This window comes from Stenotrophomonas sp. MH181796 (assembly GCF_009659995.1).
Classification (GTDB): Bacteria; Pseudomonadota; Gammaproteobacteria; order Xanthomonadales; family Xanthomonadaceae; genus Stenotrophomonas; species Stenotrophomonas riyadhensis.
In genome coordinates this window covers 291,852-313,966 of sequence record NZ_RAHU01000003.1, presented here as the reverse complement: position 1 = coordinate 313,966, position 22,115 = coordinate 291,852, and the positions used below count along the sequence as shown (strand labels likewise).

Genomic DNA, 22,115 nt, shown 5'->3' with positions numbered 1-22,115 from the left:
CCTACACTGCCCCCGGGCCATCGACGGCCCATTGGGAAAGCTGCATACACACAAGGAGCAGGGTATGAAGTTCTCGCTGTTGGGCGTGGCGTTGCCATTGGTGATCGCGTTGGGCGGAGTCTCCGCCGCAAGTGTCAGTGCGGGACCGATTGCGGGCACGACGTCCGCCACTGTGGTTGCGAAGGCCAGGTATGCTTCGGATTCGCTGGAAGCCGGCTACATTGTCGATTGGATCAAGCGGAACTCACCCGCCTATGCGCCCGCATTGCAGACGGGCGAACTGACCATCTCGCACACCTATCAGCCTGCAGGCAACCTCAAGCCCGCGGGCGCGGCGGGGCCGCCGGTCCCATTGCCTGCACGCGGAGTGGAGGGCGAGGTCATCTCGATCTCCAATACCTTGCCGAGCGGTGCCTCCGAGTCGTGGACATACCGGTGGTCGAGCGGGGCGTGGAAGCTGATCAAGTACAGCTTTGACGCATGCCAGGGCCCCGCCGGCATCAGTGCGAAGGGGGCCAGCACAGAGATTGCTGCGAAGGGGCCCTGCATCGACTGAGCGTGACCTGTCCTGGTCAGGGCACGATCCGAGTCTGCTGCAGAACAGTGGCGCCCCAGGAGATCATCGACCCGGGGCGCCACTCCGCGCCTTGCCGGACGAACAGTGACGTCGGCGAACAGGCGAGCGTCACGCGCGGCCCAAGCCAGCCGCCGGATCATGCAGCCCACGCAGCTTTTTCTTGTTGATCTTGCCCACGCTGGTCCGTTCGATCGAATCCACGAAACTGACCTGCTCCGGAATCGCATAGCGTGAGATATCCCCGGCGCGGCTGCGGGCTGCGATCAGCTCGATGATCTCCGCCTCGCTTACTTCAGTGCCGGGCATCCTGACCACCAGCGGCAGCGGCCGCTCGCCCCATTTCGTGTCGGTGATGCCGATCACTGCGACTTCGCTGACCGCCGGGTGCAGGGCGATGATGTCCTCCAGAGCGAGCGAGGAAATCCACTCGCCTCCGGTCTTGATCACATCCTTGATGCGGTCGGTCACCCTCAGGTAACCGCCTTCGTCGATGTTGCCGATATCCCCGGTATGCAGGTAGCCGCCCGCCCACAACGCCCTGGACGCGTCCGGGTCGTGCAGGTAGCCCTGGGTGAGCCAGGGCGCGAGCACCACCACCTCACCGGTGGCGATGCCATCGTGGGGAACGTCGTTCATGTCCGGATCGACGATGCGCAGCTCCACCAGCGGCACCGGAATGCCGGCCTTGGTACGCAGCGAAAGCACCTCATCCGCATCCGTCACGGCGTCCGCATCGATCTGGGCAAGCGTGAGCAGCGGACAGGTCTCGGACATGCCATAGCCACCGAAGATGTCGATGCCGCGAGCCAGAGCCCGCTGCGCCAGTGCCCGCGGCAGGGCCGCACCGCCGATGATCACCTTCCAGTTGCCGAGATCGGTGTCGGCCGCAAGCGGGTGTTCCAGCAGCATGTGCAGGATGGTCGGCACGCAGTGCGAGAACGTCACCTTCTCGCGGGCGATCAGCGCCAGCAGCTGGGCGGGCACGTAGCGCCCGGGGTAGACCTGCTTGATGCCCAGCAGCGTAGCGACGTAGGGCAGGCCCCAGGCGTGCACATGGAACATGGGGGTGATCGGCATGTAGACATCACCGCGATGCAGGCGTCCCTGGTTGGCCGCACTGCCCAGCGCCGCCATGCCCGTCAGTGAGTGCAGGACCAGTTGCCGATGGCTGAAGTAAACCCCCTTGGGCAGGCCGGTGGTGCCGGTGGTGTAGAACACCGTGGCCCGGGTGTTCTCGTCGAAGTCCGGGAAATCGGTGACCGCAGAGGCTGCGCGCAGGCCGGCCTCGTACTCGGTCACGAAACCCTCTGGCAGTGGACCGCCGGCATCATCCAACAGAACGCGTACGCGCAGGTCCGGCAGCTGTTCGTCGATGGCCTGCAGTATCGGCAGGAATTCGCGATTGGCGAGGACGACCCGTGCGCCGCTGTGGTTGAGCGTGTAGGCAATCTGTTCGGGTGCCAGGCGGATGTTCACCATCATCAGCACCGCACCGATCATTGGAACGGCGAAGTAGGCCTCCAGATAGCGGTGGCTGTCCCAGTCCATCACCGCCACGGTGTCACCCTGCTTGACCCCGAGCGAGGTCAACAGCCCTGCCAGCTGGCCGATGCGCGCCTGCAGCGTCCGGTAGTCGAAGCGGACCGAGTCGCCGTACACAATTTCCTGGTCCGGGCTTACTGCCAGCGGTGTATGCAGCAGCTGCTTGATCAGCAGCGGGCAGGTGGAGGCGTCGGGAGCAGGGGAGAATGACATGGTGAGTCCTCGTGGGCGACGCATCGGATGACGCCCTTCATGCCACCACACTATCGGCACGCCCGCGTGACGCCAGCGTACCTAGGTACGCCTTCCCAAAGGCGGACGATTTGCTACTCTCGCCTGGACATGCCAACCCTGCTCATTGCCGACGATCACCCCTTGTTCCGCGCCGCACTGCATCGCGCGGCCGAAGAGGCGGTTGCCGATCTGCAGATCAGCGAGGCCGACGCGCTGGACAGCGTGCTTGAGGTGCTTGAACGCCAACAGATCGACCTGATGCTGCTCGACCTGCATATGCCGGGCAATCATGGCCTGGCTGGGCTGGCCACCATCCGCGCACTGCAGCCAGGGCTGGCCATCATCATCGTCTCGGCCAATGAAGAGCCGCAGGTGATCCGCCGCGCCATCGACCTGGGTGCTGCTGGCTATCTGCCCAAGAGTTCGGGCCTGAACGAGCTGCAGGCTGCACTGCAGTCCGTGCTGGATGGCGAGCGCTGGATCCCGGCGTTGCTGCGCGAGCCCGTGGCGCGCGTGGTGCCCTTCAGCAAGGATGCCGATCTGGCTGCGCGGCTGGCCAGCCTGTCCGCGCATCAGTACCGGGTGCTGAGCCTGGTGGCCGAGGGGCTGCTCAACAAGCAGATTGCCGATCGGCTCGGGGTGCAGCTGCGAACGGTAAAGGCGCACATGACCCGCATCATGGAACGGCTCGGGGTCCGCAATCGTGCGCAGGCGATCCGGGTGCTGCATGAAATGGGCCTGGCCGACCCCTCCCGCCAGATCGAAGAATCGCGCAGCCCCTGACTCGTCAGGCCATGTTTGTGGAACGGGCCGTCAGCAGATGGTTGATCGCCCAGCGCAGCGCCAGTGGCTTGAAGGGTTTGTTCAACAGCGAGAGACCGGCGCCACGTACGGCATCGCGGGTCTCGCCGCCGGTATCCGCACTGAGGATCACCGTAGGCCGTGGCCCGTGCGCCGCAACCAGCCGCGTGAACAGTGACACACCGGTGTCGCCGTCATCGAGGTGGTAGTCGAACAGCCACAGCGCCGCATCGCGCGCCGACGAACCGATGCCATCCGCATCACGCACCGCGATGACGTCGCAGCCCCACGACAGCAGCAACTGCTGCATTGCCGCCAGCGCATCCGCATCGTTGTCGACCACCAGCACGCGGATACCCTTGAGCGTGCTGCTGCCGCTGGCAGGCGATTCGATCCGCGGTGCCGCTGGTGCTGCGATCCTCGCCACGGCGATGGAGAACACCGAGCCGCGGTCCACCGTGCTGTGCAGCCGCAACGGGGCATGCAGCAGGTCGGCGATGCGGTGTGCGATGGTCAGGCCAAGCCCCAGGCCCTGGCCGTTGCTGCGATCGACGCGGTGGAATTCCTCGAACACCGCCGCCTGCTGCTCGGCGCTGATGCCGGGGCCGGTATCGTGCACGCCGATGGACAGGGCGTGCCCCTGGCGGCGCACGCCCAGCAGGACGCCGCCATGGCGGGTGTAGCGAAGGGCGTTGGCGAGGAAGTTCTGCAGCACCCGGCGCAGCAGCAGCGGATCGCTGTGGACCCAGGCGCGGGTCCGCAGGTAGCGGAACTGCAGCCCGCGCGCCGCTGCCAGCACCGCAAACTCCTGCGCGAGCGGATCGAGCACGGTCGAAAGCGCGAACGGACGCGGATCGGCGACCAGCCCGCCCGCCTCAAGCCGGGAGATATCCAGCAACCCGGACAGCAGGTCGTCGGTGGAGTCCAGCGCACCACGGATCTGGCGCAGGAAGCTGTTGAGGAACTCCGATTCGATGTGCTGTGACATCGCATCGGTCAACAGCTGTGCCGCATGCAGCGGCTGGATCAGGTCGTGGCCGACCGCCGTCAGGAACCGCGTTTTCGCCACGTTGGCACGCTCGGCGGCGTGCACCGCCTGCTCCAGCCGTGCGGTGCGGTCCTGCACGCGGCGCTCCAGCGTTTCATTGCTGCGCTTGAGCGCTTCCTCGGCGCGGCGGAACGCAGTGACGTCGGTGAAGGTGGCCACGTAGCCACCGCCCGGCATCGGGTTGCCACGGATCTCGACGATGGTGTCGTCAGGAAAGATCCGCTCGGACAGGTGTGGTGTGCCACGCCGCATGTGGGCAACGCGACGCTGCAAGGCCTTGTCGCGGGAGTCACCGGGGCCGTCGCCGATCTTCAGTTCGGCCAGCGCCCACGCCGTCAGGTTGACCACCGGCTGCCCGACCTGCAGCAGCTCGGGCGGGAACTTGAACAATGCCGCGTACTGGCTGTTCCACGCCACCAGCTGCAGCTGTGCGTCGACCACGCTGATGCCCTGGCTCATGTTCTCCAGTGCCGCCTCCAGCAGGCGCTGGTTGAAGCGCAGCACCTGGGTCGCTTCGCCAACTGCACGGGTCACCGCATCCAGTGGCGCAGTGCCGCCATCGCGAGCGGCCTCCACCAGCAGGCGTGCCATGCCCGCACCGACCACGGCGGTCAGCTCGCGTTCGACCGCAGTGACCCGGTCGTCATCCAGCATCTGTCCGGCGGGCCCCTCCATCAGCTGGCGCGCACGCTCCTGGCCGAGGAAACGTCCGGCGGTCCTGCGCAACGAAGCTGCAGCCACCGCGTCGCGCCGCCGGGGCTGCGATGGGCGCACTGCCCGCGATACCAGGACAACCGCCAACAGGTTGATCGCCAGGCTTGCGCCCATGCTGACGGCGATGTGCCCCGGCTGCACGCGCAGCGAAACGACGGCCAGCCAGTGCAGTTCATCGGCGCCTGCGGCCGGGGGCGTGGCAGGGATCACCATCGGCAGCAGCACCAGCCACAGCCAGGCCAGCGACCCCAGCACGATGCCGGCGATGATGGCCGGAGAGGGCGTGCGCGGGCGATACACCGCCAGCAGGACCGCCGGCGCCAGCTGCGAGAGGGCGGTGAAGGACATCAGGCCGAAATCGCTGAGTGCCTCGGTGTCGCTCATCGCCCGGCTGTACAGCCACGACATCAGGAACACGGCGAGGATGCCGGCACGGCGGAAGGCCAGCACGCGTGGACGCAGGTCGGCCGCCGCGGCACCGCCGGCAATGCCGTCCAGCAACCGTGAGCCGAAGCCATGGTTGCCGAGCATGATCGACAGCGTCAGCCCGGACAGGATCATCATGCCGGTGGCCGCGCTCAGGCTGCCCAGGTAGGCCAGCAGCGCCAGCAGGTGGTGGCCACCGGCCTGCGGCAGCGCCAGCACGTACAGGTCAGGTGACACCGATGCGGGCAGCTGCGCGGCACCGGCCAGCGCCATCGGCACCGACGGCAGCCCGATGAGCAGCAGGTAGACCGGGAACATCCAGCGTGCCGTCCTCAGGTCCGAGGTCTGGCGCAGCTCGACCACACCGACATGGAACTGGTGCGGCAGGGTAAACGCGGAGATCGCGCCCAGCGCGACCATGGTGAGGTAGTCCGGCATGATGGCCGGCGGCGGAAGCTGTGCCATCTTTTCCAGCAGCGGCGTGCCCGCCTGGCGCACCGACAGCGCCGCATAGAGGCCAATGGCGAGCAGCGCCACCAGCTTCAATACCGACTCCAGCCCCAGCGCGACCACGATGCCACGATTGGGCTCGGTGGCCGATGCCTTGCGTGCACCGAACAGCAGGGTGAACGCGGCCATCGTCAACGCGAACCAGAACGACATGTCCAGCTGCGCGGCAGCAGGCGCGAAACGATCGCCCAGCAGGGCGCCCAGGCCCTGGCTGACAGCCTTCAACTGCAGGGCGATGTAGGGAATGATGCCGAACAGTGCCACCAGCGTGATGGTGAAGCCGAGGCCGCGATCGGCACGCAGTCGTGCGACGACCAGGTCGGCGATGGTGGCACTGTTGTGCTGCTTGGCCAGCCGCCCCAGGCGGAGCAGGAACGGCAGGCCGAAGGCAAAGATCAACGCCATGCCGGCCAGGGTGGGTGGAATCGGGAAGCCCCATTGCAGGCCCTGCGAGGCCGCGCCGTAGTAGGTCCACGCGGTGCAGTGCACCGCAAGCGACAGCGCATAGATGAGCGGCCATGCCTTCGACAGCCGATGCCCCCGGCGTTCGCCCCACAGCGCGACGCCAAACAGCAGTGCGGTCCATGCAATGCAGGCGAAGAGGACGATGGAAGGCGTCAACATCGCTCCAGTGTAGGGAGAGAACCGGGCAGGGTGGTGCTAGGGGGCGACCACGATCAATGACAGCTGCTCAGCGACCAGTGCCAGCGCGCCATCGGCAACTCGCTCGATGGCCTTGCGCTGGGTCAGCAGCCACTGGCCCGGCTGGCGCGCGTCCAGTGACACCAGCTGCGAGCGTACCCGCACCCCGGACCCGCTCGGCACCGGTGCCAGGAAGCGGACCTTGTTCAAGCCGTAGTTGAGCACGTGGTCGATGCCGGGGAAGCCAGCGAGGGCGGCCACATCGTCCTGCACGGTGAGCGAGAGCAGCAGGAAGCCGTGCGCGATGGTCTGCCCGCCCGGCAGCTGCGCCTGCGCGCGGCCAGGATCGACGTGGATCCAGTTGTGGTCGCCGGTGGCGTCGGCAAAGGCATCGATGCGCGTCTGGTCCACGCGGGTCACGCCACTCACCCGCTCGCTGGCCGCCCACTGCTGCAACGCCTCGAGGGCAGGAGGCAGGGCGATGCCAGCGTCGTCCATGCTCACGCCACACGCTCCAGCAAGGTCAGGATCGCCTGGCGCGCCTCCGGCTCGGACAGCATCGGCGCATGGCCGACGTCCGGCACTTCCACCAGGCGTGCGCTGTCCGAGGTGGCCGCCATCTGACGCGCGACATCGGCCGGCAGGATGTCGGACAGCGCACCGCGCACCACCAGTACCGGCACCCGTGCGGTCAGCCCGCGTACCGCACGCCACAGCACCGGGCGCAGCAACCACAGCAGCCAAGGGCGCGTCGTTCGGATCACCGCCGGGTCGTAGTCCAGCTCCAGCAGTCCATCGCTGCGTGGGCGGAAGGTACGCACCGCCATTGCTCGCCAGTCATCGCTGCTGAAACGCGGGAACGCGGCCTTGCCGATCGACGCCACATAGGCCGTGGCCTGCTCCAGATCCATCGGTGGCACCGGCTTGCCGGCGTACTTGCCGATCCGTGCCAGCGCCTCGCGTGGCACCTTGGGGCCAGCATCGTTGAGCACCGCCCCGGCAATCCGCTCAGGCGCACGCGAGGCGAGGGTAATGGTCACCAGCACGCCCAGCGAGGTGCCGACGAACACGGCCTTGTCGATGTTCTGCGAACGCAGCAGCGCGACCATGTCGTCCGCATAGGTGCGCGGGTTGTAGCTGGACGGGTCATGTGCGCGCTCCGAACCGGCGCGACCGCGCAGATCGACCGCGATCACGCGCCAGCCCTCGGCGGTGAGTGTCTCGGCCAGTGCATCGAAATCGGCACCATTGCGGGTCAGGCCCGGAATGCAGACCACGGTGCCGCGGGGCGCCTGCCCGGCGTCCGCTGCATGGTCACGCGCGTGCAGGCGCAGGCCATCGTCACTGTTCCAGTACAGATCTACGTAAGACTGCATCATGCAGGGGCTTCCTGGAAATCGAATCGGATGCTCTAGAAATCGTAACGGACGCTGAGGCTATATTGGCGCGGCGGGCCATAGAAGCCAATCAGTGTACCGACCGCAGGAATGTTGTAGCCGGTGGTGCGGTATTCCTTGTCCGTCAGGTTGGTACCCTGCAGCGAGAAGGTCCACGCATCATCCAGCCGCCAGATCACACCGGCATTGACCAGGCCGTAGCCGCTCTGCCTGATCACCGGGCTCAGGTCGGTGGTCGGCCAGACTTCGCTCTGGTAGCTGTAGCTCACCCGTGCCGACAGGTTGCTGCCATTGGCCAGCTCGGTACGGTACTCCACGTTGAACGCCCCGGAGAATTCCGGCGCATTGGTGAACTTCATCTGCTTGGCCACATTGACGCCACGGTCCATGTACTCGTCGTACTTGGTGTCCAGCCAGGCCAGGTTGCCGGAGATCAGCCAGTGCTGGCTGGGCAGGTACTGGTATTCGACTTCCAGGCCCTTGACCGTACCCGCGCCGGCATTGGTGAAGTCGCCGAAGAAGGAATCGTCGATGCCATCGCCATTGGTATCCAGGCCGGTGAACACTGACAGCTGGATGTCCTTGTACTTGTTGTAGAAGGCCGACAGATTGAGGAACAGGCGCTGGTCGAGGAAGGCCATCTTGCTGCCGACTTCGTAGCTGTCCACGGTCTCGTCGTCGAACGGCTCGGCCGAGCGCGGCACCGCCACAGCGTTGGCGCGGATGTTGTAGCCGCCTGACTTGAAGCCACGGGTGGCCAGCCCGTAGACCATGATGTCCGGGGTGATCTGGTAGTCCAGCGAGACCTTGGGCGAGACGTTCTTGAAGTTGGTCTTCTTGTCGAAGTCCGCGGTCACCGCCACTGGCCGGCTGAAGCCCGGGTCGGCGTAGAGGCGGTTGAGCACGATCGCGCGCTTGTCCTCGTCGGTGTAACGGGCGCCCACATCCAGCTTGAGTTTGCTGGTCAGGTCGAAGGTCCAGTCCGCGTACAGCGCGATGCTGTCGGTCAGCACCTTGCCCTGGTTGTCGGCGAACTGCGCACTGAAGTAGTTGTTCTGGATCTGCCCGCCGGCCTCGCCACTGAACTGGTACAGGCCGACCACGCCGCGCACGCGGCCGCCGGCATCGTAGTTCAACTGCACCTCGTTGCTGACCTGGTCGTCGTGATAGGTGCCGCCCACGTCGGCCAGCTTGACCGGCGTGGTATCGAAGTCGATGTTGGCCTCGCTGTCCGATTCACGCTTGGCGACCACGTACTTCACCGCGATATCCTCGTTCGGCCGCCAGTTCACCGTGGCCGAGGCACCCTTGCTCTCCACGTTGTTGAGATTGCGCATGCCCGAGCGGATGTCGTAGCGGCTGTCCATCGGTGGATAGGCGCGCAGGAACGGATTGGGCGCCAGCATCTTCGAGCCGCGCATGCCGGACTGGTCGTCGATCCAGTCCAGCGCGAACTGCACGTCGAAGTCGTCACCCGCATACGCGCCGACGTTCAGTCGTGCGGCATTGATCTGCTTGTCGCTGACCGGCTGGCCGTTGAAGGTGTTCTCGCCAAACCCGTCGTGGTTCATGCTGGCCACCGCCACGCGGGCGCGCAGGCCACTGTCGGCACCACCAATCGGGCCGCCGATGGCCGCTTTTGCATCCAGCTGGCTGTAGTTGCCCACGGTGATCTGGGCGAAGCCCTCGGTCTGGGTCGGCAGGCCGCGCGAGATGTACTTGATCGCACCGCCGATGGTGTTCTTGCCGTAGAGCGTGCCCTGCGGGCCGCGCAGCACTTCGATGCGCGAGACATCGAACACGTCCAGCAGCGCGCCCTGCGGACGTGCGATGTAAACGTCATCCAGATAGATGCCGACGCCCGGGTCCGCGCCCCAGGTGGGGTCGGACTGGCCGATGCCACGGATGTAGGCAGTGACCGTGCTGCTGGCACCGCGCGCCGCGTAGATGGTCAGGTTGGGCACCTGCGCGTCCAGGTCGCTGATGTCCTGGACATTCATCCTGTCCAGCGCCTCCGAGGTAAAGGCGGTGACGGCCACCGGCACTTCCTGCAGGGTTTCCTCGCGCTTGCGTGCAGTGACCTTGATGCTGTCCAGGTTGGTCGGCGAAGCGGATCTACCTGCCGTCGGCGCGTCCTGTGCCAGTACCGGCCCCGTGGCCAGCAGCGCGCCGATCATGAGACTCAAACAATTCCGTTTCATTCGGTCCTCCCCCAGGCATGAACGTGCGGATGGCCCATTGCCACCCCTGCAGCCAAGGCTAGCGGTGTCATCGGCCGGCAGCGAGTGGACCTAGGTCCAGTCGGCAGCGGCCGGTGGATGCGGATACTGGGCGCGCCCCCAACCGGAAGCGGTCCCCGGTACTCCTTCATCCACGACTCACGCATGAGGATCTGGTCATGAAATCCGGAATCGATTCGATCAAGGCGGTACTGCTGGTGCTGTGCGGCTGGCTGGCGATGGCAGGCAGCGCCGTTGCCGCTGGCCCTGCAGGGCATTGGGACATCGGCCTGTATGGCAATCTGTTTGGCGCCCGTGAATACCAGGTGTGGGTGCCGGCCGGCTACGATGCCACGCAGCCGCTGCCTCTTCTGCTGGTGCTGCACGGCTGTGTCAACGGGCCGAACCTGATGGGCGAAGCCTCCGGCTTCAACGATGTGGCCGATACCGAAGGCTTCATCGTGGTGTATCCGCGGCAGAACGTGACCGCCAATCCGGCCCGCTGCTGGAACTGGCAGCTGCCGATCAACCAGGCCCGCGACAGTGGCGAGGCCTCGATCCTGGCCGGCATCGTGGACAAGGTGAAGACCGGGTACAGCATTGATCCGCACCGGGTCTATGTGACCGGCATTTCCGCTGGCGGTGCGATGACCTCGATCATGCTGGCCTGCTACTCGGATGTGTTCGCTGCAGGTGCCATCCACTCCGGCGGCATGTACAAGGGGGCGACCACGATTTCCGGCAGCGCCTATGCCTTGCTGGCAGGCAGCATCTATTCGCCGGACAGCAATGGCCGTCTGGCCTGGCAGTGCTCGGGATCGCCGTCGCCGCGACCGCTGCCGGTGCTGGTGTTCCATGGCAGCGCCGATCTCACCGTCAATCCGGTGAACGGCCAGCAGGCCGTGCGCCAGTTCCTGCAGACCAATGATCTGGCCGACGACGGCCTGGACAATGACTCGGTGAAGTACGTGCCGACCAGCACCTATCACGGCCAGGTGCCGGGTGGACGTGCGTATACGGTGGATACCTACGCCTACGGTGGCAGGACGCTGGTGCAGCACTATGTGGTGCAGGGCATGGGCCATGCGTGGAGCGGCAGCCAGTCCGGCCTGCCGTTCACCGACCCGAAGGGGCCGGATGCCACGCTGATCACCTGGTTGTTCCTGAAGGACTACCAGCGCTGAGCAGACCAGCGACTGGATTTGGGAGTGCTTGATCCGCAACGACTCACCAGGCGCTGGAAGGTGTCTGGTGTTGTTGTTACCCGTCAACTGCTGTAGCGGCTCTGTCCCATCGCGGGGGCAGAGCCCGTCCAATCCAGCAACCTGCATACGCAGCGATACAGATCGCAGAATTTCACCAATTGATAACGAATCGCATTTGGCATAGCATTCAGCCCGCCAGCACCGGACCTTCGTCTCGCCAGCGCTCCCGCTCACCGACACGAAGGCACCATGAAGACCCTGACCCTGCTTGCCACTGCGGCATTGGCCCTGGCGGCCTCGCTGCCCGCATCCGCGCACACGCCCTATCTGGTGCCCAGCAACTTCGCGCCGCGGGCCGGGCAGACGATTGCCCTGGACGCGTCGTTCGCGGAAACCTTCTTCGTGCCGGAGACCGCTTTCGACGGCAGCCACTTCAGCGTGGTCGCGCCCGATGGCACTGAATCGGCGCTGGCCTCGCAGGCAATGAAGACGCGCACCGTGGCCGAGTACACGCTGCCCGCCGGCAGCGGCACCTACCGGCTCAGCACCGGACCGCGCCTGGGTGCGCTGTTCCGCACCTGGGAGCTCAATGGCAAGCGCGAAAGCTCGCGTGACCCGGCGGTCAGGATCCCCGCCGGTGCCCAGGTCATCTCCGATTTCCAGTCACTGACCCAGGCCGACAGCTATGTCTCCGTCGGCAGCCCGGACCGTGCTGCGCTGAAGCCGCGCAACAAGGGAATCGAACTGGTGCCGGTCACCCATCCCAATGATCTTTACGTGGGCGAGACCTTCGAATTCATCGTCCAGTACGACGGCGTGCCGCTTGCAGGGCACGCGGTCGAGATCACCGAGGCGGTCTGGAGTTCGGATCGCAGTCCCCAGGTGCTCAGCCTGAAGACCGATGGCAAGGGCCGCGTTCGCTTCCCGCTGAGGGTGGCAGGTACCTGGATCGCGCTGGCCCGCCACCGTACGGCGGCACCGGCAGGTTCGCCGGTGGCCGAGTTCAGCAACAGCATCACGCTCAGCTTTCGCGTGCTCAACCCCTGATTCCTCCGCAACAACACCTTTGAGGTCGACATGAAAACCACCGTCCTTGCCAGCGCCTGCCTCGGCGCGCTGCTGCTGTCCTCTGCCGTGTCCGCGCAGAGCACGCCCGGTCCGCGCCCACTGGTGGGTGGCCACGGCAACAACGTGCTCGCCTTCATCGCCGAGCACGACGACAACGGCGATGGCCGGGTGACGTGGCAGGAGTTCGAGACTTTCCGTCGCACCCGTTTCGATGCCACCGACAGCAACAAGGACGGCACCGTGGATGAGGCCGAGTACGTGGCCGAATTCGATGCCCGCGTGGCCGCCGAGATCGATCGCGAGCGCGCCGCCCAGGTCGAGCATACCAAGGCACGCTTTGCCGCGCTGGATACCAGCAAGGACGGTTTCGTGTCGCGCGCCGAATTCGATGCCGCTGGCGAAAAGACCTGGCGGGCAGGGAAGCAGGCGCTGGCCAGCAAGGGTGCCGGGGCAAAGGCCGCAACGGGTGGCGAGGCAAGGACCGCCGCCGGTGCCCAGCGCTTCGACAACCAGCGCCGCAGCCGGCTGGGCATGCCGACCAGCCACACCGTTGCCGGCTTCCTTGAGCTGTACGACGAGAATGGCAATGGCGAGGTCGATCTGGCCGAGTACCGGCGCGTGCGCGACGCGCAGTTCGCGCGTACCGACAGCAATGGCGATGGCCGGCTGGCGCTGGATGAGTACCTGGCCGAGTTCGAGACCCGCGTCGACCGACGCATCGCCGCGCTTGACCAGGGCAGCGACCGCCAGGTGCATGTGCGCTTCGGCGTGCTGGATGCCGACAAGGATGGCCGCATGACCTTCCCCGAGTACCAGGTCTCGGGCAAGCGCCTGTTCGAGACCGCCGACCGCAACAAGGATGGCGTGGTCGACGCCGCCGACGCCAAGGTGCCGGCACCCACGCCTCGTCGTTGATGTCGGCCGCCGCCGCACCTGATCGAGCCCTTGATGACACGATTCCGCACATTGCTGCGCGTTGCCTGCGCGATGCTGTGGTGGCTGCCAGCGCTCACCGCGAGCGCGGCAGCGCTGCACCACGACGATGTCCTGGGTACGTCACTGGACCTGCACATCGACGCGCCGCCAGCACAGGCAGTTGCGGGCGAGCAGGCCGTGCTTGCGGAAATCGCACGCCTGGATGCGGTGCTGAGCCGGTGGCGTACGGATAGCGAGCTGAGTCGCTTCAATGCCAGTACCGGGCCGCAGGAACTGTCCAGCGATCTGCGCGCGGTGCTGACGCTGTGTGAGCAGTGGCGGCTGCGCACCGACGGGCTTTTCAGTTGCCGGCTGGGCAGTCTGGCGCAACGCTGGCGGCAGGCGCAGGACAGTGGCGTGCCGCCACCGCGTGATGAACTACGGGCGATGGCCACTGCCGCCGCCGCGGCGGAGTTCACGATGGAGGACGGCATGCCGGTCCATCGTCCTGCGGACGTGGTGTTCGATGTTGACGGCCTGGCCAAGGGCTACATCATCGACCGTGCGCTGGAGGCGGCCCGTGCCGCGGCACCGGCAGCTCGCGGCATCCGCCTCGATATCGGTGGAGATGCGCGCTACTGGCAGGCAGACGGGGCAGGGCAGGCATGGCAGGTGGGCGTGGCCGATGCCCGCGCACCGCGCGACAACGGTCCGGCACTGGCTACGGTGGCGCTGCGTTCGCACGCGATCGCCGCCAGTGGCCATGCCAGCCGGGGCTATGCGATCGGTCCACGCCACTACAGCCACATTCTGGACCCCTGGTCGGGCTGGCCCATGCAGTTCGCACCCGCCGCTACGGTGGTGGCCGCCGATGCCAGCAGTGCCGACGCGCTGGCCACCGCGCTGTCGGTGATGCCCGTCCGCGCCGGGCTGGAGCTGGCCGACGCACTGCTGGGCGTTGCTGCATTGGTCCTCAGTGACACCGGTATCGCCTTCGCTTCGCAGCGTTGGCCGTCGTTGCTGTCGCCCGGCGCGGCCGGAACAACGGCGCCAGAGCAACTGGTCGTCGAGTACCAGATTCCGCACCTGGCCAGCGAGCGCTATCACGCGCCGTATCTGGCGCTGTGGATCGCGCGCGACGATGGCAGCGCGGTACGGCAATTGCTGGTGCTGGGCGAACGTTCGCGCTACCTGCGTGATCTGCCGCAATGGTGGCGCAGCTACGGCCGCGACGACCTGCCGGCCATCCAGGCCATTGCCCGGCCGACCCGCCTGCCGGGCCGCTATTCGATTGCATGGGATGGTCGTGATGACCGCGGCCTGGCGATGCCTGCGGGCCACTACCGGCTGCAGGTCGAGGCAGCACGCCAGGGCGGCGGCCATGAACTGTTGTCGGTGCCTGTCGACACCGGGCAGCCGATGGACCTGAAGGCGCAGGGCGCCAGCGAGATCGGCAGCCTGCAGGTGTCCAGCGCAGGCAACTAGCCACGCACCTTCTTTCCTCATTTCCCAGCAACGCAGAAAGCGCCGCATCCGGCGACCCGCAGCCAGGAACGCCCAGGGCCCTGATCCGACCTTGGCACCACCACTTCCACAACTGCGGAGTCTGCGATGAAACTGAAACCCTCCCTGCTGGCCCTGGCCGTCGCCACCAGCCTTGCCTTGCCGGCGATTTCCCATGCCGCCGCGCTCGAAGCCGACAGCACCCTCGATACCATCAAGGTGGTCGAGACCCGGAAGAAATCCGAGAACCAGAACGTCACCACGCTCTCCGCCAAGGACCTGCAACAGCAGGGTGCCCAGAGCATGGAGGATGCGATCCGTTACGTACCCGGCGTGGAAATGGTTGACCTCGGCCGCGCAGGCTTCAACGGTTTCAACATCCGTGGCCTGGAGGCGGATCGAGTGTCCATCACGCTTGATGGCCTGAGCTTCCCGCAGAGCATGGACCCGGGTTCCTATCAGCCCTATGAATTCTTCCGCTCCGGCCGTGGCAGTGTCGATCTTGAAGCGGTGAAGGCGGTGGAAATCATCAAGGGCGCCGATGCCATCACTGCGGGCAGTGGTGCGCTCAGTGGCGCGGTGATGTTCACGACCAAGGATCCGGCCGACGTCCTCAAAGCCGCCGGCAATGACAGCTTCGGTTCGATCAAGTACGGCTACACCGCCTCCAGCGGCGAGAACATGGGCTCGCTGACCCTGGCCAACCGCACCGGCCGCTTCGAGTCACTGCTGGTCTACACCCGGCGCGATGGCCACGAAACCGAATCCTGGTACGACTCCACCCCTGCCACGCTGGGCCCGGCCCGACGCACCCCCGATCCGGTTGATCGGGAGAGCGACAACCTGCTGGCCAAGGTCAACTTCCTGGCCACCGATACGCAGACCCTCGGCGTGGTCTACGAGCGCGCGCGCGCCACCAACAATGTCGACAACTGGACCCGCAGCGACGGCACCGGCTCGTATTACTTCCGCAGCGCCGAAGACCGCAGCGACCGCGATCGCTACGGCCTGAAGTACACCTGGCGCGCCGGCAATGCGCTGTTCGACACCCTGGAAGCCACCGCCGACCACCAGAAGAACTACATCCAGGGTCAGACCAACGTTCTGGTCGCCAACGGCACCGCCGCGGTCTACGGCACCCGCTGCTCGACCACCGCGCTCTGCTCGCGCCAGGAAGACCGCTGGGACACCCAGAAGCGCGACCGCGTTGCACTGTCCTTCGACAAGAGCGTGGACGTCGGCGGCATCCGCCACGACATCATCTACGGCGCCGCCTGGCAGCGGGCCAGGATCCATTGGAATTCGGTCGATTCGCGCTGGGGCAGCACGGGCACGCTCTACAGCCGCGAGACCGATCCGTCGCTCTGGCCCGACACCCGCGAGACCGACTTGACTGCCTACGTCCGCGACCGCGTGCGCCTGCTCGATGATCGCCTGACCCTGACCGGTGGCGTCCGCTACGACAGCTACAAGTACACGCCGGAAACATCCGCCGGCGGCAACGGCCAGTCCGGCTATGTGGACAAGGGCGGCAGCGTGGGGGTCTCAAAGTTTGCCTCGCCCACCTGGAACCTCGGCGCAGACTTCAAGTTCACCGACACCCAGTCGCTGTGGGTGCAGGGTGGCCGCGGCTTCCGCGCACCGGGCGTGAATGACATGTATGGCACCTCGTCCACTACCGACGTCACCCGCGTGTCCGACGGTGCGACAGTCACCGTGCCCGATGGCAGGAGCAACCCGGACCTGGATGCCGAGCGCAGCCTGAACCTGGAGCTGGGCTGGCGCTACCAGGCCGAGCGGCTGCGCGTGGGTGTATCGCTGTTCCGTGACAAGTACAGCAACTTCATCGATACCGCGCAGTTCGTGGCGGACGAAGGCACCCGATACAGCACTACCAGCCGCGGCGTGACCACGGTAACCAACGGCTACACCTACACCATGCCGATCAATCGTGGCGAGGTGGAAGTGAAGGGCGTGGAAGTGGAGGGCATGTGGCTGCTGGCCGATGACTGGCTGGCCCGCGTGGCGTACTCCTACAACGAGGGCACCGACAACGACGGTGCGCCGCTGGCCAGCATCATCCCGGCCAAAGCGGTCGGCGGCCTGACCTACAACGCACCGTCGCGGCGCTGGAGCGTCACCGCCAACCTCACCCACCAGCAGCGCAAGGACCCGTCCGACTACGGCAAGAGCGTGACCAACGGCAGCTACGGTGTGGAAGTAGTTCCCGTCTATGCCTACAAGGCGCGCGAGTACACCTTGCTGGACGTGTTCGGCAGCTACGCGATCACCCCGAAGCTGCACCTGACCGCAGGCGTCTACAACGTCTTCGACAAGGAATACTACCTGTGGAACCGCGTGCGCACGGCCGGCGCCGGCAGCGCGATCTTCCAGGGCGCGACCAGTGCGGAGGGCATCGGCCGCTGGTCGCAACCGGGTCGCAATGTGCGCTTCACGCTGAGCTACGACTTCATGTAAGCGCATTCTCCCGCACGAGACGGGGTATCGATGGGCCGCAGGCGTGTCACGCCTGCGGCCCTGCATGCCCTGCACAACTTCACCTGGCTGCCCTGCGAACCGACTGAAGATCGCCGCACGCGTTGGCACGTGCATGAACTGACCGGACCTGGGGACCTGGCTGGCGTGGTCATCGTGAGCGACGCCTGGAACCTAGATCAGGGACGTCTCGAGCGAACGGTAGTAGTCAATTTTCGCGCGTAGAACTTCGACCGACCGGTCCATCGCTTCGATCTTTGACAGCACCTCTATCAGGTATTCTTCCAGGAACCTGCGTCGGTCCGCCACCGTCGAATCTCCGGCGCTACGCAGCTTGGCAAATGCCTGCATCTTCCCGATGGGCATGTTCGTCATCCGCAGGCGCAGCAGGAATTCAATCCACGCAAGGTCCGAGGTGAGATAGCAGCGCCGTCCTCCGACGGCACGACTGATCGGTGCGATCAAGCCGATGCGTTCATAGTAGCGCAGGGTGTAGGCCGACAGGCCGGTTCTCCTGGAGACTTGATCAATCGTCAGATGTGATTCCATCGCTTGGCCCTGGGAGTGGGTGAGTTGGGCTGGCCCGGGAAACGCTGGCCTGCACCTCAGCGTTCACCGGTCCTCGAATTGGCCGTAGTGACGCCTACGCCTCTATCCGCGAAGACCTCCCTGGCCGCGCTTACACCATTCAATGCGCTTGGAAAGCCCGAGTACACTGCCATCTGAATGATGACAGCCACAATGGCATCCGGACTGCAACCAACATTCAACGCTCCGTCGATGTGGACCTTGAGCTGGGGGCGCGCATTGCCCAGCGCAGTCAGTGCCGAGACGGTCGCAAGCTCTCGCGTGCAAAGTGACAGCTCAGTGCCCGAGAAGACGTCGCCGTAGGCGAACTCGATGATCCAGTCTCCCAGCTCGGGAGAGATGTCGCTCAACGATTCAACGACCATCCTGCCTTCATCAGCTGTGATTCTGTTCAACATGGCCTCGCCGCGTTCGCGGCGTCCGTCCGGCTCTGCTGCCGAAGCGGGAATACCGAAAACCATGGCCACCAGCAGGACGCCGAGTGGCGCCCTGCGGTTCTGGATGTTCATGACGCGCTTCATCAGCCTGCACCCTTGGTGTCGAGTCACATGACGGGAGTGGGAACTCAGATCCCGGGGTCACGCTACGACCTGGAGCGCGCTCCAAGTCAAGCTGGAGAATCGAACAGGGCTGAAGCCGTTGGGACTTACCGGGGCACTCCTCCAGGCGGCTGAATGTCTGCGCCGGATGCGGGTAGCCGCCCCCCTCGTTCGACAAGGAAGCGCTTGGGGGGCGCTCCGACCGCCTTCCGGAACATGGTGACGAATGCACCTGAACTGTCATACCCCAGATCATCGGCCACGGCCTGTACCGTCCGGCCCTTGGCAAGCATCGGCAAAGCGACCACCACGTGCAGCTGCCTGCGCCATCGCCTGACACTCAGGCCCGTTTCGCCGGAGAACAGGCGCGACATGTTGCGCTCACTCATCCCGATCCGGCTTGCCCACACCCCAAGCGTTGCCCGCTCCGCCGGCGCGTCCAGCATCGCACTGGCCAGCTTGCGCAGCCTTGGGTCGGAGGGCATGGGCAGGTGCAGCCACTCCGGCGGCGCCGCGATGAGTTCGTCGAGAAGCACAGCCATCAGGCGGGAATCGGCGCTCCCGATTTCATACTGCTGGGGAAGCCGTGCCGTGCGTTCGAGCAGGGCATACATGAAGGGCGTGATCGCCATTGCGAAGCAGTGTGTTGGCAATCCTGGAACTACCTCGGGCTCAACGAAGACAACAAAGCCGTGCGGCTTTCCGCTGCTGCTGGCACGATGGAGCAGGCCTCCCGGAATCCAGATCGCCCCCTGTGGCGGAACTACCCATAGGCCTGCGCTGGTCTCCAGCGTGATCAATCCGCTCGTTGCGACCAGAAGCTGGGCTTTGCGATGCTGATGAAAGGGCATCTCCCAGGTATCTGTGATGGGATCGACCCCAAGCACCATGACAGGGCTATCGACGAGATCAGGATAGTCCGGCCCGACTCCACGTTGCCTCATGCTCGAGGTTGTCACTCCGCCTCCTGCATGTCAGGCGTCAGTCAGAAGTGAAAGCGCCTTGGCAAGCCCGGCATCCACATCCGCAACAACGTACATCGGGTAGCCCCAGAACTTGAAGAATGCAACGGAAAAAGCCTCCATCGCCTCTCGTTCCTGCGCCTCCTGGACGATCTGTACATGGCCTCTGATCTGCTGCTGGATGCTGTGGGTGTTCTGCTTCACCCAGGCCGCCAGCGCACGCCGCTCGTCAACGTCATTCCCGCTACTGCTGCGTTGTGGAGCATCCTCAGCGATGCATACAAAGGGTTTCTGCAGGGAAAGCAAAGAGGACAGGTCAGAAAGAACCTGATCCAGGGGCTCGGCAAGGGCGGGATCGTTGCGCATCCAGACAATGGGAAAGTGCGCGCGGTCAATCTTCATGTTGCACCTGCCGTGGTTCACGCCTGTGCCATACACAAATGAATCCCATCAGGACGTGGATGATGGGCGGATCGGTTTTTCCTGCTGCGGCAGCCAGTGCTTGTTCATTCACGTTGGCATCCTCTCTGGTTGAGGATGGGAAGCGTATGCGGCAAGCCCGCAGGCGTCATTCGACAGTTCCGCCAGGTGATTCACCAATCCGGCCATATCGACCGCACGACATCGAAGCAGCTGGACAGCCAGGCCTACAAGGCCGGAACCGTGATCCTCTGCAGGTCGAGCTTGGCCCTCAGAGCGTAGTGCTTGCGGGTGACCGGCACGACGCATGTCAGGCGAGGATCGACATAGTCCTTGAACAGCGGCGGACGCGGGGAAGACAGGTAGAATCCGCGATCCTGCTTGACCGCCGCCGGCAGCAGAACCTCGCTGAGGTCGCTGTCGGAGGCATCGGTGACGAGGCAGGGCGCATGGCTGAACCCGAGCCGGCGCAGCAGGTACAGGCGATGGGAGCCATTGGTCAGCACCATGCGCTTGCCAAACCGGGTGGCGCTGATCAGGTTGTCACTGAAACCCAGATAGATGACGACGGCGTGGCTGGCCGCGCCGAACGGCTCGTAGTCGGCGATGGCAGCCGGATCGAGGGTAGCCACATCGAGGAAGCGCAGGTCGTTCGAGGTGGACGCGAAGGTGTAGCTGCCATCGGACTGGGTGAAGCGCACTTCCGGATGTGCATGGCTGCCGCTTCGCGCGACAAGCTGCATGACCTCCTGCGCGGTGGGCGAGGCGGTCAGGGATGCCGCCAGCTGGTCGATGTGACGCAGGTTGATGCACTCCTGGAAGATCACCAGTCGATCGATATCGACCATCTGCCAGGCGCGCGGCAGCACGGTGGTCATGCGGTGCATCGACGGTTGCCGCAGGGCCTGATCAGCCAGCGGCGTCATCTCATCCGGCAACGCATGGACATTGATGGCGTCGGCCTCACCGGCTTCCTCCTGCTGCAGCCTCAGCACCTCGGCACGTGCCGTCCGCCATTCCTCCACCAGCGCAGCCTCGTCGAAGCGTCCCGGGGGGCAACGCTCCCGTACGAAGCGGATGAGCTTCGGCAGGGGAAACATCCCCTTCAGCAGAAGCGTGGGATCCAGCCCGGCATCACTGATCTCGGTGTTCATCCCTCTTGCCTCTCATGGGTCGCATCGACAGCGGGCAGGCAGCGTCATTCGTCACGCCAAAATAATATGTTATATCGTAACATTTCGGTGCCTTGGCGGCAATCGCCCTGCAATGTGGCGGCGATGGTGGCTTGGCTGCTCCGTATCCAATGCAACGCGATCCAACGCAATGCGCGGGTACATCCACTGACGATAGGAGATGTTCATGAACGAGCTGATTGAGCTGGGTGTGGTGGCAGGACAGCAGAACCCTGAGGATCAGGGTGTGGGTGGCGAACTGATCGAGCTGGGCTCGGTGGTTTCGGAAACGAAGGCGCACAACCACGGCACGTTGTGGGACGGCGTGTTCCCGACCACGTCGCCCTGATCTACCGCGCAATGTTGCATCTGCGGTGCATGCCCTGCATGCACCGCTTCTCCGGTTCCGGCGCAGGAGCGCATGATGGAGCAGGCTGCCGCACCGTACTTCCTGTCAAAGCACGCCCACGTCTGTGTCACCGGCGATGCGATGGTGATTCTGGACCAGGCCACGGGAAAGTATCTTTCCCTCGAAAAACGCGGCGCCGCAGGCCTTGGCAGGCTCGTTCTCGATTGGCCCCTGCAGTCCGATGACGCAAGCACCCCCAGGCTTCTGCAGGCCTTGATCGACCGCCGCCTGATCACCGCGGATCCGCAGCAGGGGAAATCCGCTGCCAGCCCCGCCATTGCGCTGCCACGATACTGGGCACGCGAAGGCGAGCCGCGTGGCCGTCCTTCGATCAAGGCGCGCGACCTGCGTCGATTCATCGCCTCGTGCGCCTATGCCGCCTGCAGCAGAACAGTCCTTCCTTTCAGTGCCACGGTGTCGGCCGTGCGCCGTCGGGCGGATCGCGGCCACGGCAGGCCGGTGAGCATTGAAGAACTGGCCTTGAGGGTGCGGGTGTTCGACTGGCTCCGGCCCGTAGCCTTCCGCAAGACCGATGAGTGCTTTCTCTACTGCCTGGCAATGCACGGATTCCTGTCGAAGTACGGCATCGTTCCGGCCTGGGTGTTCGCGGTCGGAACCCAGCCGTTCGCCGCGCACTGCTGGCTGCAGCACGGCGATCACGTGCTGACCGACATTCCCTTCAACCTGCGCCGGATGGTTCCCATCCTGGTGCTGTAACGAAACCTGCC

At 65.3% G+C, this 22,115-nt stretch carries 20 protein-coding genes; 9 read left to right on the top strand and 11 right to left on the bottom strand.

Features of this window, described 5'->3' with window-relative positions; all coding sequences use genetic code 11:
- The first annotated feature begins 64 nt into the window (after positions 1–64).
- A complete protein-coding gene (locus D5301_RS08855) occupies positions 65–556 on the top strand; it encodes a hypothetical protein (protein ID WP_153855392.1) in 492 nt (163 codons plus the stop codon).
- A gap of 129 nt (positions 557–685) precedes the next feature.
- Here the strand turns inward: D5301_RS08855 and D5301_RS08850 are convergent, their stop codons facing one another.
- A complete protein-coding gene (locus D5301_RS08850) occupies positions 686–2,332 on the bottom strand; it encodes a fatty acid--CoA ligase (protein WP_153855391.1) in 1,647 nt (548 codons plus the stop codon).
- A 129-nt stretch (positions 2,333–2,461) separates the two neighbouring features.
- Here D5301_RS08850 and D5301_RS08845 point away from each other — a divergent pair, with 129 nt between their 5' ends.
- Positions 2,462–3,136, top strand: coding sequence for a response regulator transcription factor (locus tag D5301_RS08845; protein ID WP_153855390.1), 675 nt, complete (start codon positions 2,462–2,464; stop codon positions 3,134–3,136).
- Between the two features lie 4 nt (positions 3,137–3,140).
- On the opposite strand, the gene D5301_RS08840 is transcribed toward D5301_RS08845, so the two are convergent.
- Genes D5301_RS08840 through D5301_RS08825 form a run of 4 tightly spaced genes read right to left on the bottom strand, consistent with a single transcriptional unit; the run spans position 3,141 to position 10,068 of the window.
- Positions 3,141–6,476 (bottom strand): PAS domain-containing hybrid sensor histidine kinase/response regulator, encoded by a 3,336-nt coding sequence (locus tag D5301_RS08840; RefSeq protein WP_153855389.1) that lies wholly within the window; start codon positions 6,474–6,476, stop codon positions 3,141–3,143.
- Positions 6,477–6,512: 36 nt separating this feature from the next.
- Positions 6,513–6,992 (bottom strand): MaoC family dehydratase, encoded by a 480-nt coding sequence (locus D5301_RS08835; RefSeq protein ID WP_110712411.1) that lies wholly within the window; start codon positions 6,990–6,992, stop codon positions 6,513–6,515.
- Positions 6,993–6,994: 2 nt separating this feature from the next.
- Entirely contained in the window at positions 6,995–7,873 is an 879-nt protein-coding gene (locus D5301_RS08830; protein WP_153855388.1) for an alpha/beta hydrolase, read from the bottom strand.
- 32 nt (positions 7,874–7,905) lie between these two features.
- Positions 7,906–10,068: a TonB-dependent receptor gene (locus D5301_RS08825; RefSeq protein WP_153855621.1), complete on the bottom strand. Its 2,163-nt coding sequence runs from the start codon at positions 10,066–10,068 to the stop codon at positions 7,906–7,908.
- Positions 10,069–10,289: 221 nt separating this feature from the next.
- On the opposite strand from D5301_RS08825, the gene D5301_RS08820 reads away from it, so the two are divergent.
- From D5301_RS08820 to D5301_RS08800, 5 genes are all read left to right on the top strand, one after another.
- The gene (locus D5301_RS08820) at positions 10,290–11,294 is read left to right on the top strand and encodes a PHB depolymerase family esterase (protein WP_153855387.1); all 1,005 of its coding nucleotides are present in this window, start codon (positions 10,290–10,292) and stop codon (positions 11,292–11,294) included.
- A 270-nt stretch (positions 11,295–11,564) separates the two neighbouring features.
- A complete protein-coding gene (locus D5301_RS08815) occupies positions 11,565–12,362 on the top strand; it encodes a DUF4198 domain-containing protein (protein WP_110712407.1) in 798 nt (265 codons plus the stop codon).
- Positions 12,363–12,392: 30 nt separating this feature from the next.
- A complete protein-coding gene (locus D5301_RS08810) occupies positions 12,393–13,298 on the top strand; it encodes an EF-hand domain-containing protein (protein ID WP_153855386.1) in 906 nt (301 codons plus the stop codon).
- 33 nt (positions 13,299–13,331) lie between these two features.
- Positions 13,332–14,783: a DUF2271 domain-containing protein gene (locus D5301_RS08805; protein WP_153855385.1), complete on the top strand. Its 1,452-nt coding sequence runs from the start codon at positions 13,332–13,334 to the stop codon at positions 14,781–14,783.
- Between the two features lie 126 nt (positions 14,784–14,909).
- A complete protein-coding gene (locus D5301_RS08800) occupies positions 14,910–17,279 on the top strand; it encodes a TonB-dependent hemoglobin/transferrin/lactoferrin family receptor (RefSeq protein ID WP_153855384.1) in 2,370 nt (789 codons plus the stop codon).
- Positions 17,280–17,471: 192 nt separating this feature from the next.
- Here the strand turns inward: D5301_RS08800 and D5301_RS08795 are convergent, their stop codons facing one another.
- The 6 genes from D5301_RS08795 to D5301_RS08775 all read right to left on the bottom strand — a co-directional run bounded on the left by D5301_RS08795 (position 17,472) and on the right by D5301_RS08775 (position 20,960).
- On the bottom strand, positions 17,472–17,846 hold the full coding sequence (locus tag D5301_RS08795) for a MerR family transcriptional regulator (RefSeq protein WP_110712403.1): 375 nt from the start codon (positions 17,844–17,846) through the stop codon (positions 17,472–17,474).
- Between the two features lie 56 nt (positions 17,847–17,902).
- The gene (locus D5301_RS08790) at positions 17,903–18,394 is read right to left on the bottom strand and encodes a carboxymuconolactone decarboxylase family protein (RefSeq protein WP_228756364.1); all 492 of its coding nucleotides are present in this window, start codon (positions 18,392–18,394) and stop codon (positions 17,903–17,905) included.
- 137 nt (positions 18,395–18,531) lie between these two features.
- On the bottom strand, positions 18,532–19,383 hold the full coding sequence (locus D5301_RS08785; RefSeq protein ID WP_324187295.1) for a helix-turn-helix transcriptional regulator: 852 nt from the start codon (positions 19,381–19,383) through the stop codon (positions 18,532–18,534).
- 15 nt (positions 19,384–19,398) lie between these two features.
- Positions 19,399–19,788 carry a hypothetical protein gene (locus D5301_RS08780; protein ID WP_110712401.1) on the bottom strand — a complete coding sequence of 130 codons (390 nt, stop codon included), beginning with the start codon at positions 19,786–19,788 and terminating at the stop codon, positions 19,399–19,401.
- Positions 19,778–19,900 (bottom strand): hypothetical protein, encoded by a 123-nt coding sequence (locus D5301_RS24365; RefSeq protein WP_258015455.1) that lies wholly within the window; start codon positions 19,898–19,900, stop codon positions 19,778–19,780. Before D5301_RS24365 ends, D5301_RS08780 begins: the two co-directional genes overlap by 11 nt.
- 133 nt (positions 19,901–20,033) lie before the next feature.
- Positions 20,034–20,960, bottom strand: a complete 927-nt coding sequence (locus tag D5301_RS08775) for a hypothetical protein (RefSeq protein ID WP_153855383.1) — start codon at positions 20,958–20,960, stop codon at positions 20,034–20,036.
- Positions 20,961–21,165: 205 nt separating this feature from the next.
- On the opposite strand from D5301_RS08775, the gene D5301_RS24020 reads away from it, so the two are divergent.
- Positions 21,166–21,327, top strand: a complete 162-nt coding sequence (locus D5301_RS24020; protein WP_012511114.1) for a hypothetical protein — start codon at positions 21,166–21,168, stop codon at positions 21,325–21,327.
- 75 nt (positions 21,328–21,402) lie between these two features.
- Positions 21,403–22,104, top strand: a complete 702-nt coding sequence (locus D5301_RS08770) for a lasso peptide biosynthesis B2 protein (protein WP_153855382.1) — start codon at positions 21,403–21,405, stop codon at positions 22,102–22,104.
- Positions 22,105–22,115: the final 11 nt, after the last annotated feature.

Excerpts from the sequence above, each read along its gene's own strand:
- D5301_RS08855 (WP_153855392.1), top strand. The coding sequence starts at position 65 with ATGAAGTTCTCGCTGTTGGGCGTGGCGTTGCCATTGGTGATCGCGTTG.
- D5301_RS08850 (WP_153855391.1), bottom strand. The coding sequence starts at position 2,332 with ATGTCATTCTCCCCTGCTCCCGACGCCTCCACCTGCCCGCTGCTGATC.
- D5301_RS08845 (WP_153855390.1), top strand. The coding sequence starts at position 2,462 with ATGCCAACCCTGCTCATTGCCGACGATCACCCCTTGTTCCGCGCCGCA.
- D5301_RS08840 (WP_153855389.1), bottom strand. The coding sequence starts at position 6,476 with ATGTTGACGCCTTCCATCGTCCTCTTCGCCTGCATTGCATGGACCGCA.
- D5301_RS08835 (WP_110712411.1), bottom strand. The coding sequence starts at position 6,992 with ATGGACGACGCTGGCATCGCCCTGCCTCCTGCCCTCGAGGCGTTGCAG.
- D5301_RS08830 (WP_153855388.1), bottom strand. The coding sequence starts at position 7,873 with ATGATGCAGTCTTACGTAGATCTGTACTGGAACAGTGACGATGGCCTG.
- D5301_RS08825 (WP_153855621.1), bottom strand. The coding sequence starts at position 10,068 with ATGATCGGCGCGCTGCTGGCCACGGGGCCGGTACTGGCACAGGACGCG.
- D5301_RS08820 (WP_153855387.1), top strand. The coding sequence starts at position 10,290 with ATGAAATCCGGAATCGATTCGATCAAGGCGGTACTGCTGGTGCTGTGC.
- D5301_RS08815 (WP_110712407.1), top strand. The coding sequence starts at position 11,565 with ATGAAGACCCTGACCCTGCTTGCCACTGCGGCATTGGCCCTGGCGGCC.
- D5301_RS08810 (WP_153855386.1), top strand. The coding sequence starts at position 12,393 with ATGAAAACCACCGTCCTTGCCAGCGCCTGCCTCGGCGCGCTGCTGCTG.
- D5301_RS08805 (WP_153855385.1), top strand. The coding sequence starts at position 13,332 with ATGACACGATTCCGCACATTGCTGCGCGTTGCCTGCGCGATGCTGTGG.
- D5301_RS08800 (WP_153855384.1), top strand. The coding sequence starts at position 14,910 with ATGAAACTGAAACCCTCCCTGCTGGCCCTGGCCGTCGCCACCAGCCTT.
- D5301_RS08795 (WP_110712403.1), bottom strand. The coding sequence starts at position 17,846 with ATGGAATCACATCTGACGATTGATCAAGTCTCCAGGAGAACCGGCCTG.
- D5301_RS08790 (WP_228756364.1), bottom strand. The coding sequence starts at position 18,394 with ATGAACATCCAGAACCGCAGGGCGCCACTCGGCGTCCTGCTGGTGGCC.
- D5301_RS08780 (WP_110712401.1), bottom strand. The coding sequence starts at position 19,788 with ATGAAGATTGACCGCGCGCACTTTCCCATTGTCTGGATGCGCAACGAT.
- D5301_RS08775 (WP_153855383.1), bottom strand. The coding sequence starts at position 20,960 with ATGAACACCGAGATCAGTGATGCCGGGCTGGATCCCACGCTTCTGCTG.
- D5301_RS24020 (WP_012511114.1), top strand. The coding sequence starts at position 21,166 with ATGAACGAGCTGATTGAGCTGGGTGTGGTGGCAGGACAGCAGAACCCT.
- D5301_RS08770 (WP_153855382.1), top strand. The coding sequence starts at position 21,403 with ATGGAGCAGGCTGCCGCACCGTACTTCCTGTCAAAGCACGCCCACGTC.